The following is a 14,930-nucleotide window of genomic DNA, read 5'->3' as shown; positions in this document are numbered from 1 at the left end:
GAAGGAAGGACCGCAATGCATCGGGCAACATTCCCTGACGGATCAAACTGAAAGTTTTCAATCGAGTCTTGCAACTCGGGCGGAGCGGCTTGTAGCGTCCCGCCCCATGACAGACAGAGACTCGGCAGGACACCCCGCCCGGCGCCACCTCCTCCGCATGGGCGGCGGGGCACTGGCCCTCGCGCTCGCCGGCTGCACCGGCAGCGGCGCCGCCGACGCGGGCGGTTCGGGCGGCAAGGGCGACCCCCGCAAGGGGAGGATCACGGTCTGGTCCTGGCAGGGACCCGCGGCCGAACTCAAGGCCCTGCTACCGAAGTTCAACAAGGAGTTCCCGGACATCCAGGTCACCGTCGAGGACATCGGCAACCCGGCGATCTGGGACAAGATCACGGCGGGCCTGGCCGCCGGCGGCCAGGGCCTCGCCGATGTCCTGCACATCGGCGTGGACTACCTGCCCGGGTACGTCGAGCGCTTCCCCGGCGGTCTCGCCGACCTCGCGCCGCTGGGCGCGACCGCCCACAAGGACGCCTTCGCCGCCGGCCTGTGGCAGACCGTCTGCCCCGACGGCAAGCGGGTCGACGCCCTTCCCTGGGAGGCCAACTCGGCGGGCTTCTACTACCGGGCCGACCTCTTCGAGAAGGCCGGCGTCGACGTCGGCGCGCTGCAGACCTGGGACGAGACGGTCGAGGCGGGCAAGCGGCTCAAGGCCCGCACCGGCGCCCACCTCCTCGGCATCGACAAGCCCGCCTCGCAGCCGGACGCCGCCAACTTCTTCCAGCTGCTGCTCCAGCTCCAGGGCGCCTTCTACTTCGACCTGGAGGGCCGCATCACGCTGGACTCCCCCGAGGCCGTCCGGGCGATGACGCTCATCAAGACCATGAACGACGCCGGTCTGGTCAGCGACCTGGCCGGCGGCTGGAACGCCCTGATGAGCTCGCTGAAGCGGGGCACCGCCGCCGTGCTCCCCTGGCCCACCTGGTTCGGCGGGATCATCCAGGAGCAGGTGCCCGCCGAGGCCGGCAAGTGGAAGGTGCGGCTGCCCCCGGCCGTCCGCCGCGGCGGCCCCACCGCGGCGACGGTGAACTCCACCCACCTCGCCGTCGCGGGCAGCAGCACGCAGCAGGCCGCCGCCTGGACCTTCGTCGAGTTCGCGCTGACCCGGCCCGCCTCCCAGGTGGGCATCTACCGCGGCAAGGGCATCGCGCCCGCCCTGCTCAAGGCGTACGACGACCCGGTCTTCCACGAGCCGTCCGCGTTCTTCAGCGGGCAGCGCAAGGGCGAGATCTTCCTCTCCGCCCTCAAGGCCCCCAGCCCCGCCGTGAACTACACCGGCGACTACGCCCGCGCGCTCAAGCTGGTCACCGACGCCCAGTCCCAGGTGCTCCTCAAGGGCGCCGACCCGGCGAAGGTGCTGGGCGAGGCGGCCCGTGAACTGGCCCGCCAGACGGGCCGGAAGGCCGCCCGATGACGCAGGTCGCCGCCCCGGCGGCCGGCCCCGCGCCGGCCGCCGCCGCACCACGGCCCGCCGTGCCCCGCCGCCGGCGGCGGGGCCGGGCCGCCCCGTACCTCTTCGTCCTGCCCGCCCTGCTGCTCTTCGCCGCCTTCAAGCTCTACCCGATCGGCTGGTCCTTCCTGCTCAGCCTGCACCGCACGGTCGGCGGCGCCGAGACCTTCGTCGGCGCCGACAACTACCTGCGGCTCGCGGAGGACCCGCTGCTGTGGACCGCGCTGCGCAACACCCTCGTGATCCTCGTCGTCCAAGTGCCGCTGATGCTGGCGCTCGCGACCGGGCTCGCCGTCGCCCTCGACTCCACCCTGCTGCGCGGCCGCCCGGTCTTCCGGCTCGGCTTCTTCCTGCCGATGGTCACCGGCCTCGTCGCGTACGGCATCGTCTTCTCCGTCCTGCTCAACAAGGACTACGGCCTGGTCAACTGGGTGTTCGGGCGCTTCGGCGCCGACCCGGTGCCGTGGCTGACCGATCCGATGTGGGCGCGGATCTCCCTCGGCCTGGCGCTGACCTGGCACTACACCGGCTACAACGCCGTCATCCTGCTGGCCCGGCTGCAGACGGTGCCGCGCGAGCTCTACGACGCGGTCGCCGTCGACGGCGGCGGGGCGCTCTCCGCCTTCCGGCACGTCACCCTCCCCGGACTGCGCCCGGCCCTGCTGCTCACCACGGTCCTGTCCACCATCGGCACCCTCCAGCTCTTCGACGAGCCGTACGTGCTGACCGGCGGCGGCCCGGACAACGCCACCCTGACCATCGGCGTGTACCTGTACCAGAACGCCTTCACATACTTCGACTTCGGCTACGCCTCCGCCATCGCGTACGCCCTCACCGTCCTCGTCGGGCTGCTCGGCCTGATCCAGTTCCGCCTCCTCGGGGAGAAGCCGTGACCGCCCGCCGCGCCCGCCCCCGCCACCCGGGGCGGAGCCTCCTGCTCACCTCCGCGCTCGGCCTGGCGCTCGCCGTCGTCGTGGTCCCGTTCTACTGGCTGGCCGTCGGCGCCACCCACAGCTCGGCGGAGATCTTCGACAGCCCGCCGCCGCTGCTGCCCGGCGGGCACCTCGGGGAGAACCTCGCCACCCTCCGGGAGACCGCCGACTTCGGCCGGGTCGTGCTCAACTCCCTGGGCATCGCGCTGGTCTACACGCTGCTCGCGGGCACCGTGTGCACCCTCGCCGGATACGGCTTCGCCACCTACCGCTTCCGCGGCCGCGAGGCCCTGTTCGGGCTGCTGATGCTGGGGCTGGTCGTGCCCGCGCAGATCACCCTGGTCCCGCTGTTCAAGATGATGGCCGAGCTGCACTGGCTGAACACCTACCAGGCCGTCGTCGCCCCGAACCTGGCCCTGCCCTTCGGCATCTTCCTGATGCGCCAGTCGATGGCCGCGCTGCCGCAGGAACTGCTCGACTCGGGGCGGATGGACGGCTGCGGCGAGCTGCGGCTGCTGTGGCGCGTCGCCCTGCCGCCGATGCGCCCGGCGCTCGCCGCCCTCGCGCTGTTCCTCTTCCTCTACCAGTGGAACGACTTCGTCTGGCCGCTGATCGTGCTGCGCGACGACAGCGCCTTCACCATCCCGGTCGCGCTCGCCTCGCTCCAGGGCCTGGACGAGACCGACTACGGCGCCATCCTCGCCGGCACCTCCCTCGCCGCCGTCCCCATGGCGGTGGTCTTCCTCGCCCTCCAGCGGCACTTCGTCTCCGGCCTCCTCGCGGGTGCCGTGAAGGAATGAACCGGACAAGCGACATGAGCCAGCCCAGCCCCACCACGCCCCCGCCCGCCCAGGCGGTGACCACCGCCCATCTGGCTCCCGCCCCCGCCGAGCCGCTGCTCGACACGGTGTCGATCGCCGTCCTCGTGCCGGGCCGGGACGGCCCGCTCCCCCGCTGGACGCTGGGTCCGCCCACCGACGGAGTGCGGCTCCTCGAAGTCGATGCCGACGGCGGGCCCGTGGAGATCCGCCTCTCGGTGCCGCTCGGCGACGCCGCCGGCTACTGGCACCCGAAGGGCGGCTGGCGGCGCACCCTGGTCGCCGACTGGGAGGGCCTCGCCCGAGTCAGCCTGGTCGACGGGGCCGCCGCCGGCTGCCTGTACGAGCACTCCGGCGCCACCCTGCTCGCCTTCGCCGCCGCCGACCCGGTCCCCGAGGCCACCGTCCGCTTCGGGGTGTCGGAGGAGAACGACACCCACGTCGTCCACCTGGTCCTGCCCGCCTCCGCCGCCCCGCACCGGCTGCTCCTCGTGCCGCGGGCGCCCTCCGTCGCCGCCGCCCTGCGCCCGCTGCGCACCTGGTTCGCCGCCGACCGCCCGCCGATGCCCGTGCCGGACACCGCCCGGCTGCCCGTGTACTCCACCTGGTACGCCTTCAACCAGGACGTCTCCGCAGGCGCCGTCGAGACCCAGGCCCGGCTCGCCGCCGGGCTCGGCTGCGGGGTGCTGATCCTGGACGACGGCTGGCAGGCGTACGGCAACGGGCGCGGCTACGCAGGCTGCGGGGACTGGCGCCCGGACCGGGCCAAGTTCCCCGACCTGGCCGAGCACGTGGCCCGGGTGCGCGCCGCCGGACTCCACTACCTGCTGTGGGTCGCGCCGCTGCTCGTCGGCCCGGAGGCGGACTGCTTCCCGCGCTGGGCCGCCGCCGCGCCCGCCCCGGCCACCGTGCCCGGCGCCCGGGTGCTCGACCCCCGGCTGCCCGAGGTGCGCCGGCACGTCGTCGAGCTGTGCGTCGCGCTCGTGGTGGAGTACGGACTCGACGGGCTCAAGCTGGACTTCCTCGACGAGGCCGCCGTGTACGCGGGCGACGGCGGCGAGGACGTGGGCCGGGCGATGACCGGGCTGCTCGCCGAGCTGCGGGCCGCGCTGGAGTCCGTACGGCCCGGGGTGCTGCTCGAACTGCGCCAGCCGTACGCCGGTCCCGGCATGGCGCCGTACGGGAACCTGCTGCGCTCCTTCGACTGCCCGGGCGACGCGACCGCCAACCGGGTGCGGACGCTGGACACCGCGCTGCTCGCGGTCGGCGGGGCGGTCCACTCCGACATGGTGATGTGGTCCCGCTCCGCGCCGGTCGAGGCGGTGGCCCGCCAGCTGATCGGCGCGCTGCACGCGGTGCCCCAGGTCTCCGTGCGCCTGGACGAGCTGCCGGAGGCGCATCTGGCGGCCGTGCGGTTCTGGCTCGCGACCTGGCTGCGCCACCGCGAACTGCTCCTGGACGGCCGGGTCGAGCCGGGCCGGCCGGACGAGCTGTACCCGCTGGTCACCGCGGCCCTGGGCGAGGAGTGCCTGGTGAGCGTGCACGGCGACCGGGTGGTGCCGCTCGACTTCACCGCGCACCGCCGCTACCACCTGGTCAACGGATCGGACCGGGACCGGCTGGTGGTGGAGGTCCTGGACGGCGGGCAGGGGGTGACCGCCGAGGTGCACGGACCGGACGGCCGTATGATGGCTGATCCGCTGTCGCTCCCGCCCCAGGGGCCCCGTTCCCTGGCCGTACCGCGCGGCGGCCTGGTTTCGCTCGTACTCACGGAAGGACCGCGATGAAGGTCGGCATCACCGACGTCGCAGCCCGGGCTCAGGTCAGCGAGGCCACCGTCAGCCGGGTGATCAACCGGCGGCAGGGGGGTGTCGAAGAAGACCCGCGAGGCCGTCGAGCAGGCGATGGCCGAGCTCGGCTACGAGCGTCAGACGCAGGGGCAACTGGTCGCCGTGGTGACCGAGTTCGTGTCGAACCCGTTCTTCGCGGACGTCGCCGAGCGGATCGAGTCGGCGCTCGCCCCGCACGGCCTGAAGACGGTGCTCTGCCCGGTCTTCCCCGGCGGCGTGCAGGAGCTGGACTTCCTCAGCTCGCTCGTGGACAAGGGCATCGCGGCCGTCGTCTTCCTCTCCGCCTCCAACACCGTGGAGGGCGCGGACACCGACGGCTACGAGCTGCTGCGGCAGCGCCGCGTGCCGTACGTGGGCATCAACGGCGAGTTCGCGGACGGGGTGCCCGCCCCGGTCTTCTCCACCGACGACGCCCTCGCCGCCGAGCTGGCCGTGGACCATCTGCACCGGCTCGGCCACCGCCGGATCGGCATGGCCTCGGGTCCCTCGGGCAACCGGCCCGCGGACCGGCGGGTACGGGGCTTCGTGGCGGCCATGGCCCGGCGCGGCATCGACGACGCGGAGCGCTGGGTGGTCCGCCAGTCCTACAGCGTGGAGGGCGGCCAGTCGGCGGCCACCTCGCTGGTCGGCCTGGGCGCCACCGGGATCGTCGCGGCCAGCGACTTCATGGCGCTGGGCGCGGTCCGCGGGATCCGCCGGCTGGGCCTCTCGGTGCCCGGCGACGTGTCGGTGGTGGGCTACGACGGGTCGACCGTCACCGAGTTCACCGACCCGGCCCTCACCACGGTCCGCCAGCCCGCCGACCGCCTCGCCCTGGAGGTGGGCCGCGGCGTGCTGGCCCTGGTCAGCAACCGGGAGGTCCCCACGGGCGAGCTCCTGTTCGACCCGGAGCTGGTGATCAGGGCCTCCACGGGGCCCGCCCCCGCGTGACTCCGGACGGGGCGGGCGGCCCTCGGGCGCGCGCCCCGTTTGCCCGGCCCGTCCGGTGGTGCGGTAATGGGAACGCCATGTCCCCTCCGCCCCACCAGTGACGCGGGAGCAGCCATGACCGACGGTCCCCAGCCCATCAGCCCCGAAGCCCGGCGCGCCCTGGAGCGGGAACTCGCGGAGCTGCGCGCCGACCGCGCGAAGGTGGCGGCGACGCTGCGGTCCGAGGACCCGGTGGGCGACCGGGCGGACGAGGCCGACGAGCTGCAGCGGGCCGACGACGTCGCCCGCCTGGACGAGCGGATCGGCGCGATCGAGGGGCGGCTGCGCGAGGGCGCCGTCGCCGGACCGCCGCCGGCCGACGCGGTGGGCGTGGGCAGCACCGTCACCGTGCGCTTCGCGGACGGCGCGGAGTCCACCGTCCACGTGGGCGAGCTGGCCGAGGCCCCCGACCTGGACCTGGTGACCGCCGACAGCCCCCTGGGGCGGGCGCTGCTGGGGCGCCACGCGGGCGACACCGTCACGTACCGGACGCCGGAGGGCACCACCACGGCGACGGTGGTGTCCCTCAGCTCGTGACGAGGCTCGCCACCAGGTTGATCGTGGTCGCGAGGATGCTCGCGCCGAACACGTACGACAGCAGGCAGTGCCGCAGCACCACCGCGCGGATCGCCTGGCTGGAGACGTCGTTGTCGGACACCTGGTAGGTCATGCCGAGGTTGTAGCTGAAGTAGAGGAAGTCGCTGAACCGCGGCGGCTCCTCGGAGTGGAAGTCGATCCCGCCGCCGGGCTCCCCGTAGAACATGTCCGCGTAACGGGTCGCGTACATCAGGTGGAGCGCCGCCCAGGCCATGAAGACGCCGGCGAGCGCGGTCGCCGCGGCGGCGTGCCCCGTGCCGGGGTCGGCTCCCAGGAGCAGCAGCACGATGGCGACGAGGCCGCACAGCGCGGCGGAGACCACCACGATCTCGGCCAGGAGCGGCCGGAAGTCCTCCCGGCCGACGTTGCGGCGGGTGGCGGCGGCGTCCATCGGCCAGAGCACGGCCCAGCCGGTGACGACGAAGACCGACTCCCCGGCGGCGATCCCGGACAGGGTGCCCAGCGACACCCGGGTCAGCACGCCCACGAGCAGGCCGACGAGCACGCCGACGACGGCCGAGCCCACCAGCCGGGGGACCGCGGCCAGCGGCAGCAGCTCGCGCGTCACGGGCTCAGTGCCGGAGGACGACGACGGCCTCGTCCGTGTAGGTCAGGAAGGTCAGCGTCTCCTGGAAGTACAGCTCGACGCCGTGCGCGTCGTGGGACGTGTAGCCGATCGCCACGTCCTGGCCGAGCCGCAGCTCGAAGTCGCCGCCCCGGGTGGACAGGACGAACGCGCCGCTGAGCGCCGGCGCCCACAGCGGCGGGCCGTCCAGCATCCGGGCCAGGTGCGCGGCGATGGGGTAGCCGTGGTCGGAGGTCTCGCTGACGGCGCTGTACTCGTCGGCGCCGAGCAGCAGCGCGTACGGGCCGTCGACGCCGGCGAGCCGCAGCGAGGTCAGGGCGCGGCTGACCGCGTCCGGGTAGTCGCGCGGCTCGGCGGGCAGGCTGAGCACCGGGTTCGAGCTGCGGTTCCGCAGCCCGTCGATGCCCGCGGCCGGGTAGCCGTCGAAGACGGCCCGGTCCTCGGCGAAGGCCATGGCCCGCGCCGCGTCCTTCACCGGCTGCCAGTCGGAGTCGCTCGAGCCGCGCTCGACGTCGTCCACGGCGGCCCTGCTGACGGTGAACGGCACCCGCAGTTCGACGAGCGGCTTCGCCTCGCGCAGCCGGGCCGTCACCCCGGGGGCGGGCGGGTCGATGCCGGTGAGGTGTCCGGTGCCGACGGCGGCGAGGCCGGGGCCCGCGGGGTCGGGCACGTCGACGACCCGGCGGCCCGCGACGTGGCGCCGGAAGGTGCGCCGGGCCTCCTCCTCGATCTGCTCCCAGGCGGCCTGGGTGACGGGGGCGAGTTCGCGGTGCAGGTTGGTGGTGCCGGCCGGGTCGGCGGAAGCCGTCATGACGGGTCACGCTCCTTTCATGCTGCCGATGCCGAGGGTGCCGCCGGGGGCCGTACGCACGACCGAGGGGGCCGGGGTGGTCGCGGCGGCGGACCCGGCCGTCGCCGTGGCCGCCGCGGTCGGCGGGTCCGGCAGGTCGTCGAGGAAGTCGGCGCTCGGCACGTGGAAGAGGCAGCCCGTCACGGCCGTCGAGAAGTCGAGGATGCGGTCGGTGGTGCCGGGCGGGTCGCCGAGGAACATGTGGGGAGAGCATCAGCTCGGTCACGGCGGGGGTCCGGGCGTAGCCGATGAAGTACGTGCCGAACTCGCCGCTGCCGACGTTCCCGAACGGCATGTTGGCGCGCAGGATCTGCCGCTCGGTGCCGTCCTCGTCGGTGATGGTGTTGAGCGCGACGTGGGAGTCGGGCGGCTTCACGTCGTCGGGGAGCTCGACGTTGTCCGCCTTGTGGCGGCCGATCACGCGTTCCTGCTCGTCGACGGTGAGCCCCTGCCAGGCCGTCATGTCGTGCAGGTACTTCTGCACGATCACGTAGCTGCCGCCCCGGAATCCGGGGTCCTCGTCGCCGACGAGGACGGCCCCGGCCGCGACCCCGCCCTCGGGGTTCTCGCTGCCGTCGACGAATCCCAGCAGGTCACGCTCGTCGAACGTACGCGCCCAGCGCATGGACCTCTGCTTCGAGCTGGCCCGGCTGATCGCGCGGAGCCTCGCGGGTGCCGTGACCGTCGTCGACGAGGTGCACGGCTTCCGCTACTTCGACGAGCGTGACCTGCTGGGATTCGTCGACGGCAGCGAGAACCCCGAGGGCGGGGTCGCGGCCGGGGCCGTCCTCGTCGGCGACGAGGACCCCGGATTCCGGGGCGGCAGCTACGTGATCGTGCAGAAGTACCTGCACGACATGACGGCCTGGCAGGGGCTCACCGTCGACGAGCAGGAACGCGTGATCGGCCGCCACAAGGCGGACAACGTCGAGCTCCCCGACGACGTGAAGCCGCCCGACTCCCACGTCGCGCTCAACACCATCACCGACGAGGACGGCACCGAGCGGCAGATCCTGCGCGCCAACATGCCGTTCGGGAACGTCGGCAGCGGCGAGTTCGGCACGTACTTCATCGGCTACGCCCGGACCCCCGCCGTGACCGAGCTGATGCTCTCCCACATGTTCCTCGGCGACCCGCCCGGCACCACCGACCGCATCCTCGACTTCTCGACGGCCGTGACGGGCTGCCTCTTCCACGTGCCGAGCGCCGACTTCCTCGACGACCTGCCGGACCCGCCGACCGCGGCGGCCACGGCGACGGCCGGGTCCGCCGCCGCGACCACCCCGGCCCCCCTCGGTCGTGCGTACGGCCCCCGGCGGCACCCTCGGCATCGGCAGCATGAAAGGAGCGTGACCCGTCATGACGGCTTCCGCCGACCCGGCCGGCACCACCAACCTGCACCGCGAACTCGCCCCCGTCACCCAGGCCGCCTGGGAGCAGATCGAGGAGGAGGCCCGGCGCACCTTCCGGCGCCACGTCGCGGGCCGCCGGGTCGTCGACGTGCCCGACCCCGCGGGCCCCGGCCTCGCCGCCGTCGGCACCGGACACCTCACCGGCATCGACCCGCCCGCCCCCGGGGTGACGGCCCGGCTGCGCGAGGCGAAGCCGCTCGTCGAACTGCGGGTGCCGTTCACCGTCAGCAGGGCCGCCGTGGACGACGTCGAGCGCGGCTCGAGCGACTCCGACTGGCAGCCGGTGAAGGACGCGGCGCGGGCCATGGCCTTCGCCGAGGACCGGGCCGTCTTCGACGGCTACCCGGCCGCGGGCATCGACGGGCTGCGGAACCGCAGCTCGAACCCGGTGCTCAGCCTGCCCGCCGAGCCGCGCGACTACCCGGACGCGGTCAGCCGCGCCCTGACCTCGCTGCGGCTCGCCGGCGTCGACGGCCCGTACGCGCTGCTGCTCGGCGCCGACGAGTACAGCGCCGTCAGCGAGACCTCCGACCACGGCTACCCCATCGCCGCGCACCTGGCCCGGATGCTGGACGGCCCGCCGCTGTGGGCGCCGGCGCTCAGCGGCGCGTTCGTCCTGTCCACCCGGGGCGGCGACTTCGAGCTGCGGCTCGGCCAGGACGTGGCGATCGGCTACACGTCCCACGACGCGCACGGCGTCGAGCTGTACTTCCAGGAGACGCTGACCTTCCTGACCTACACGGACGAGGCCGTCGTCGTCCTCCGGCACTGAGCCCGTGACGCGCGAGCTGCTGCCGCTGGCCGCGGTCCCCCGGCTGGTGGGCTCGGCCGTCGTCGGCGTGCTCGTCGGCCTGCTCGTGGGCGTGCTGACCCGGGTGTCGCTGGGCACCCTGTCCGGGATCGCCGCCGGGGAGTCGGTCTTCGTCGTCACCGGCTGGGCCGTGCTCTGGCCGATGGACGCCGCCGCCACCCGCCGCAACGTCGGCCGGGAGGACTTCCGGCCGCTCCTGGCCGAGATCGTGGTGGTCTCCGCCGCGCTGTGCGGCCTCGTCGCCATCGTGCTGCTGCTCCTGGGAGCCGACCCCGGCACGGGGCACGCCGCCGCGGCGACCGCGCTCGCCGGCGTCTTCATGGCCTGGGCGGCGCTCCACCTGATGTACGCGACCCGTTACGCGGACATGTTCTACGGGGAGCCCGGCGGCGGGATCGACTTCCACTCCGAGGAGCCGCCGCGGTTCAGCGACTTCCTCTACTTCAGCTACAACCTCGGCATGACCTACCAGGTGTCCGACAACGACGTCTCCAGCCAGGCGATCCGCGCGGTGGTGCTGCGGCACTGCCTGCTGTCGTACGTGTTCGGCGCGAGCATCCTCGCGACCACGATCAACCTGGTGGCGAGCCTCGTCACGAGCTGAGGGACACCACCGTCGCCGTGGTGGTGCCCTCCGGCGTCCGGTACGTGACGGTGTCGCCCGCGTGGCGCCCCAGCAGCGCCCGCCCCAGGGGGCTGTCGGCGGTCACCAGGTCCAGGTCGGGGGCCTCGGCCAGCTCGCCCACGTGGACGGTGGACTCCGCGCCGTCCGCGAAGCGCCACGGTGACGGTGCTGCCCCACGCCCACCGCGTCGGCCGGCGGCGGTCCGGCGACGGCGCCCTCGCGCAGCCGCCCCTCGATCGCGCCGATCCGCTCGTCCAGGCGGGCGACGTCGTCGGCCCGCTGCAGCTCGTCGGCCTCGTCCGCCCGGTCGCCCACCGGGTCCTCGGACCGCAGCGTCGCCGCCACCTTCGCGCGGTCGGCGCGCAGCTCCGCGAGTTCCCGCTCCAGGGCGCGCCGGGCTTCGGGGCTGATGGGCTGGGGACCGTCGGTCATGGCTGCTCCCCGCGTCACTGGTGGGGCGGAGGGGACATGGCGTTCCCATTACCGCACCACCGGACGGGCCGGGCAAACGGGGCGCGCGCCCGAGGGCCGCCCGCCCCGTCCGGAGTCACGCGGGGGGCGGGCCCCGTGGAGGCCCTGATCACCAGCTCCGGGTCGAACAGGAGCTCGCCCGTGGGGGACCTCCCGGTTGCTGACCAGGGCCAGCACGCCGCGGCCCACCTCCAGGGCGAGGCGGTCGGCGGGCTGGCGGACCGTGGTGAGGGCCGGGTCGGTGAACTCGGTGACGGTCGACCCGTCGTAGCCCACCACCGACACGTCGCCGGGCACCGAGAGGCCCAGCCGGCGGATCCCGCGGACCGCGCCAGCGCCATGAAGTCGCTGGCCGCGACGATCCCGGTGGCGCCCAGGCCGACCAGCGAGGTGGCCGCCGACTGGCCGCCCTCCACGCTGTAGGACTGGCGGACCACCCAGCGCTCCGCGTCGTCGATGCCGCGCCGGGCCATGGCCGCCACGAAGCCCCGTACCCGCCGGTCCGCGGGCCGGTTGCCCGAGGGACCCGAGGCCATGCCGATCCGGCGGTGGCCGAGCCGGTGCAGATGGTCCACGGCCAGCTCGGCGGCGAGGGCGTCGTCGGTGGAGAAGACCGGGGCGGGCACCCCGTCCGCGAACTCGCCGTTGATGCCCACGTACGGCACGCGGCGCTGCCGCAGCAGCTCGTAGCCGTCGGTGTCCGCGCCCTCCACGGTGTTGGAGGCGGAGAGGAAGACGACGGCCGCGATGCCCTTGTCCACGAGCGAGCTGAGGAAGTCCAGCTCCTGCACGCCGCCGGGGAAGACCGGGCAGAGCACCGTCTTCAGGCCGTGCGGGGCGAGCGCCGACTCGATCCGCTCGGCGACGTCCGCGAAGAACGGGTTCGACACGAACTCGGTCACCACGGCGACCAGTTGCCCCTGCGTCTGACGCTCGTAGCCGAGCTCGGCCATCGCCTGCTCGACGGCCTCGCGGGTCTTCTTCGACACCCCCTGCCGCCGGTTGATCACCCGGCTGACGGTGGCCTCGCTGACCTGAGCCCGGGCTGCGACGTCGGTGATGCCGACCTTCATCGCGGTCCTTCCGTGAGTACGAGCGAAACCAGGCCGCCGCGCGGATACGGCCAGGGAACGGGGCCCCTGGGGCGGGAGCGACAGCGGATCAGCCATCATACGGCCGTCCGGTCCGTGCACCTCGGCGGTCACCCCCTGCCCGCCGTCCAGGACCTCCACCACCAGCCGGTCCCGGTCCGATCCGTTGACCAGGTGGTAGCGGCGGTGCGCGGTGAAGTCGAGCGGCCACCACCCGGTCGCCGTGCACGCTCACCAGGCACTCCTCGCCCAGGGCCGCGGTGACCAGCGGGTACAGCTCGTCCGGCCGGCCCGGCTCGACCCGGCCGTCCAGGAGCAGTTCGCGGTGGCGCAGCCAGGTCGCGAGCCAGAACCGCACGGCCGCCAGATGCGCCTCCGGCAGCTCGTCCAGGCGCACGGAGACCTGGGGCACCGCAGTGCAGCGCGCCGATCAGCTGGCGGGCCACCGCCTCGACCGGCGCGGAGCGGGACCACATCACCATGTCGGAGTGGACCGCCCCGCCGACCGCGAGCAGCGCGGTGTCCAGCGTCCGCACCCGGTTGGCGGTCGCGTCGCCCGGGCAGTCGAAGGAGCGCAGCAGGTTCCCGTACGGCGCCATGCCGGGACCGGCGTACGGCTGGCGCAGTTCGAGCAGCACCCCGGGCCGTACGGACTCCAGCGCGGCCCGCAGCTCGGCGAGCAGCCCGGTCATCGCCCGGCCCACGTCCTCGCCGCCGTCGCCCGCGTACACGGCGGCCTCGTCGAGGAAGTCCAGCTTGAGCCCGTCGAGTCCGTACTCCACCACGAGCGCGACGCACAGCTCGACGACGTGCCGGCGCACCTCGGGCAGCCGGGGGTCGAGCACCCGGGCGCCGGGCACGGTGGCCGGGGCGGGCGCGGCGGCGGCCCAGCGCGGGAAGCAGTCCGCCTCCGGGCCGACGAGCAGCGGCGCGACCCACAGCAGGTAGTGGAGTCCGGCGGCGCGCGCACCCGGGCCACGTGCTCGGCCAGGTCGGGGAACTTGGCCCGGTCCGGGCGCCAGTCCCCGCAGCCTGCGTAGCCGCGCCCGTTGCCGTACGCCTGCCAGCCGTCGTCCAGGATCAGCACCCCGCAGCCGAGCCCGGCGGCGAGCCGGGCCTGGGTCTCGACGGCGCCTGCGGAGACGTCCTGGTTGAAGGCGTACCAGGTGGAGTACACGGGCAGCCGGGCGGTGTCCGGCACGGGCATCGGCGGGCGGTCGGCGGCGAACCAGGTGCGCAGCGGGCGCAGGGCGGCGGCGACGGAGGGCGCCCGCGGCACGAGGAGCAGCCGGTGCGGGGCGGCGGAGGCGGGCAGACCAGGTGGACGACGTGGGTGTCGTTCTCCTCCGACACCCCGAAGCGGACGGTGGCCTCGGGGACCGGGTCGGCGGCGGCGAAGGCGAGCAGGGTGGCGCCGGAGTGCTCGTACAGGCAGCCGGCGGCGGCCCCGTCGACCAGGCTGACTCGGGCGAGGCCCTCCCAGTCGGCGACCAGGGTGCGCCGCCAGCCGCCCTTCGGGTGCCAGTAGCCGGCGGCGTCGCCGAGCCGGCACCGAGAGGCGGATCTCCACGGGCCCGCCGTCGGCATCGACTTCGAGGGAGCCGCACTCCGTCGGTGGGCGGACACCAGCGTCCAGCGGGGGAGCGGGCCGTCCCGGCCCGGCACGAGGACGGCGATCGACACCGTGTCGAGCAGCGGCTCGGCGGGGGCGGGAGCCAGATGGGCGGTGGTCACCGCCTGGGCGGGCGGGGGCGTGGTGGGGCTGGGCTGGCTCATGTCGCTTGTCCGGTTCATTCCTTCACGGCACCCGCGAGGAGGCCGGAGACGAAGTGCCGCTGGAGGGCGAGGAAGACCACCGCCATGGGGACGGCGGCGAGGGAGGTGCCGGCGAGGATGGCGCCGTAGTCGGTCTCGTCCAGGCCCTGGAGCGAGGCGAGCGCGACCGGGATGGTGAAGGCGCTGTCGTCGCGCAGCACGATCAGCGGCCAGACGAAGTCGTTCCACTGGTAGAGGAAGAGGAACAGCGCGAGGGCGGCGAGCGCCGGGCGCATCGGCGGCAGGGCGACGCGCCACAGCAGCCGCAGCTCGCCGCAGCCGTCCATCCGCCCCGAGTCGAGCAGTTCCTGCGGCAGCGCGGCCATCGACTGGCGCATCAGGAAGATGCCGAAGGGCAGGGCCAGGTCGGGGCGACGACGGCCTGGTAGGTGTTCAGCCAGTGCAGCTCGGCCATCATCTGGAACAGCGGGACCAGGGTGATCTGCGCGGGCACGACCAGCCCCAGCATCAGCAGCCCGAAACAGGCCTCGCGGCCGCGGAAGCGGTAGGTGGCGAAGCCGTATCCGGCGAGGGTGCACACGGTGCCCGCGAGCAGCGTGTAGACCAGCGCGATGCCCAGGGAGTTGAGCACGACCCGG

General features: G+C 74.0%; 17 protein-coding genes and 3 pseudogenes. 10 read left to right on the top strand and 10 right to left on the bottom strand.

The annotated features are described in order from the left end of the window. The first annotated feature begins 106 nt into the window (after positions 1-106). The 7 genes and pseudogenes from ABD981_RS04115 (at position 107) to ABD981_RS04085 (ending at position 6,610) form a co-directional block, all read left to right on the top strand. Positions 107-1,468: an ABC transporter substrate-binding protein gene (locus ABD981_RS04115; protein ID WP_046909426.1), complete on the top strand. Its 1,362-nt coding sequence runs from the start codon at positions 107-109 to the stop codon at positions 1,466-1,468. Then, on the top strand, positions 1,465-2,397 hold the full coding sequence (locus ABD981_RS04110; protein WP_046909427.1) for a carbohydrate ABC transporter permease: 933 nt from the start codon (positions 1,465-1,467) through the stop codon (positions 2,395-2,397). The genes ABD981_RS04115 and ABD981_RS04110 overlap by 4 nt, the downstream gene beginning before the upstream one ends. After that, complete coding sequence (locus ABD981_RS04105; protein ID WP_046909428.1) at positions 2,394-3,236, top strand: carbohydrate ABC transporter permease; 843 nt, start codon at positions 2,394-2,396, stop codon at positions 3,234-3,236. The genes ABD981_RS04110 and ABD981_RS04105 overlap by 4 nt, the downstream gene beginning before the upstream one ends. A 14-nt stretch (positions 3,237-3,250) precedes the next feature. Beyond that, complete coding sequence (locus ABD981_RS04100) at positions 3,251-5,041, top strand: glycoside hydrolase family 36 protein (protein WP_046909429.1); 1,791 nt, start codon at positions 3,251-3,253, stop codon at positions 5,039-5,041. Continuing rightward, positions 5,038-5,100, top strand: a pseudogene (locus ABD981_RS04095) (hypothetical protein); the annotation flags it as partial. The gene ABD981_RS04100 and the pseudogene ABD981_RS04095, both read left to right, overlap by 4 nt. A 22-nt stretch (positions 5,101-5,122) precedes the next feature. Then, positions 5,123-6,034 (top strand): LacI family DNA-binding transcriptional regulator, encoded by a 912-nt coding sequence (locus tag ABD981_RS04090; RefSeq protein WP_345527929.1) that lies wholly within the window; start codon positions 5,123-5,125, stop codon positions 6,032-6,034. 114 nt (positions 6,035-6,148) lie between these two features. Next, positions 6,149-6,610 carry a GreA/GreB family elongation factor gene (locus tag ABD981_RS04085; protein ID WP_046909431.1) on the top strand — a complete coding sequence of 154 codons (462 nt, stop codon included), beginning with the start codon at positions 6,149-6,151 and terminating at the stop codon, positions 6,608-6,610. Here ABD981_RS04085 and ABD981_RS04080 read toward each other — a convergent pair. The 3 genes and pseudogenes from ABD981_RS04080 to ABD981_RS04070 all read right to left on the bottom strand — a co-directional run. Further along, complete coding sequence (locus ABD981_RS04080; RefSeq protein ID WP_046909432.1) at positions 6,600-7,238, bottom strand: DUF1345 domain-containing protein; 639 nt, start codon at positions 7,236-7,238, stop codon at positions 6,600-6,602. The genes ABD981_RS04085 and ABD981_RS04080 overlap by 11 nt on opposite strands. Positions 7,239-7,242: 4 nt before the next feature. Next, the gene (locus ABD981_RS04075) at positions 7,243-8,067 is read right to left on the bottom strand and encodes a family 1 encapsulin nanocompartment shell protein (RefSeq protein WP_046909433.1); all 825 of its coding nucleotides are present in this window, start codon (positions 8,065-8,067) and stop codon (positions 7,243-7,245) included. A 6-nt stretch (positions 8,068-8,073) separates the two neighbouring features. Beyond that, positions 8,074-8,719 (bottom strand): annotated as a pseudogene (locus ABD981_RS04070) (Dyp-type peroxidase); the annotation flags it as partial. On the opposite strand from ABD981_RS04070, the pseudogene ABD981_RS04065 reads away from it, so the two are divergent. From ABD981_RS04065 to ABD981_RS04055, 3 genes and pseudogenes are all read left to right on the top strand, one after another. After that, positions 8,712-9,362 (top strand): annotated as a pseudogene (locus tag ABD981_RS04065) (Dyp-type peroxidase); the annotation flags it as partial. The pseudogenes ABD981_RS04070 and ABD981_RS04065 overlap by 8 nt on opposite strands. 103 nt (positions 9,363-9,465) lie before the next feature. Further along, complete coding sequence (locus ABD981_RS04060) at positions 9,466-10,290, top strand: family 1 encapsulin nanocompartment shell protein (protein WP_046909433.1); 825 nt, start codon at positions 9,466-9,468, stop codon at positions 10,288-10,290. A 4-nt stretch (positions 10,291-10,294) separates the two neighbouring features. Next, a complete protein-coding gene (locus ABD981_RS04055) occupies positions 10,295-10,933 on the top strand; it encodes a DUF1345 domain-containing protein (protein ID WP_046909432.1) in 639 nt (212 codons plus the stop codon). Here the strand turns inward: ABD981_RS04055 and ABD981_RS04050 are convergent. The 7 genes from ABD981_RS04050 to ABD981_RS04020 all read right to left on the bottom strand — a co-directional run bounded on the left by ABD981_RS04050 (position 10,923) and on the right by ABD981_RS04020 (position 14,923). Continuing rightward, the gene (locus ABD981_RS04050; protein WP_345527925.1) at positions 10,923-11,075 is read right to left on the bottom strand and encodes a GreA/GreB family elongation factor; all 153 of its coding nucleotides are present in this window, start codon (positions 11,073-11,075) and stop codon (positions 10,923-10,925) included. The two genes, ABD981_RS04055 and ABD981_RS04050, sit on opposite strands and share 11 nt — an antisense overlap. Then, positions 11,036-11,386: a hypothetical protein gene (locus ABD981_RS04045; RefSeq protein WP_345527923.1), complete on the bottom strand. Its 351-nt coding sequence runs from the start codon at positions 11,384-11,386 to the stop codon at positions 11,036-11,038. The genes ABD981_RS04050 and ABD981_RS04045 overlap by 40 nt, the downstream gene beginning before the upstream one ends. A gap of 14 nt (positions 11,387-11,400) precedes the next feature. After that, positions 11,401-12,498, bottom strand: coding sequence for a LacI family DNA-binding transcriptional regulator (locus ABD981_RS04040; RefSeq protein WP_345527921.1), 1,098 nt, complete (start codon positions 12,496-12,498; stop codon positions 11,401-11,403). Between the two features lie 128 nt (positions 12,499-12,626). Beyond that, positions 12,627-13,376 (bottom strand): alpha-amylase family protein, encoded by a 750-nt coding sequence (locus tag ABD981_RS04035; RefSeq protein ID WP_345527919.1) that lies wholly within the window; start codon positions 13,374-13,376, stop codon positions 12,627-12,629. A gap of 220 nt (positions 13,377-13,596) precedes the next feature. Continuing rightward, positions 13,597-14,292, bottom strand: a complete 696-nt coding sequence (locus ABD981_RS04030; protein WP_345527917.1) for a hypothetical protein — start codon at positions 14,290-14,292, stop codon at positions 13,597-13,599. A gap of 14 nt (positions 14,293-14,306) precedes the next feature. Then, on the bottom strand, positions 14,307-14,669 hold the full coding sequence (locus ABD981_RS04025; protein WP_345527915.1) for a carbohydrate ABC transporter permease: 363 nt from the start codon (positions 14,667-14,669) through the stop codon (positions 14,307-14,309). After that, positions 14,669-14,923, bottom strand: coding sequence for an ABC transporter permease family protein (locus ABD981_RS04020; RefSeq protein WP_345527913.1), 255 nt, complete (start codon positions 14,921-14,923; stop codon positions 14,669-14,671). The genes ABD981_RS04025 and ABD981_RS04020 overlap by 1 nt, the downstream gene beginning before the upstream one ends. Positions 14,924-14,930 lie beyond the last annotated feature (7 nt).

It is taken from the genome of Streptomyces showdoensis (assembly GCF_039535475.1).
In the GTDB taxonomy this organism is placed as follows: Bacteria; Actinomycetota; Actinomycetes; order Streptomycetales; family Streptomycetaceae; genus Streptomyces; species Streptomyces showdoensis.
Note: the sequence above shows the minus strand (reverse complement) of the source record. Positions and strands in the feature narration are given on the sequence as shown.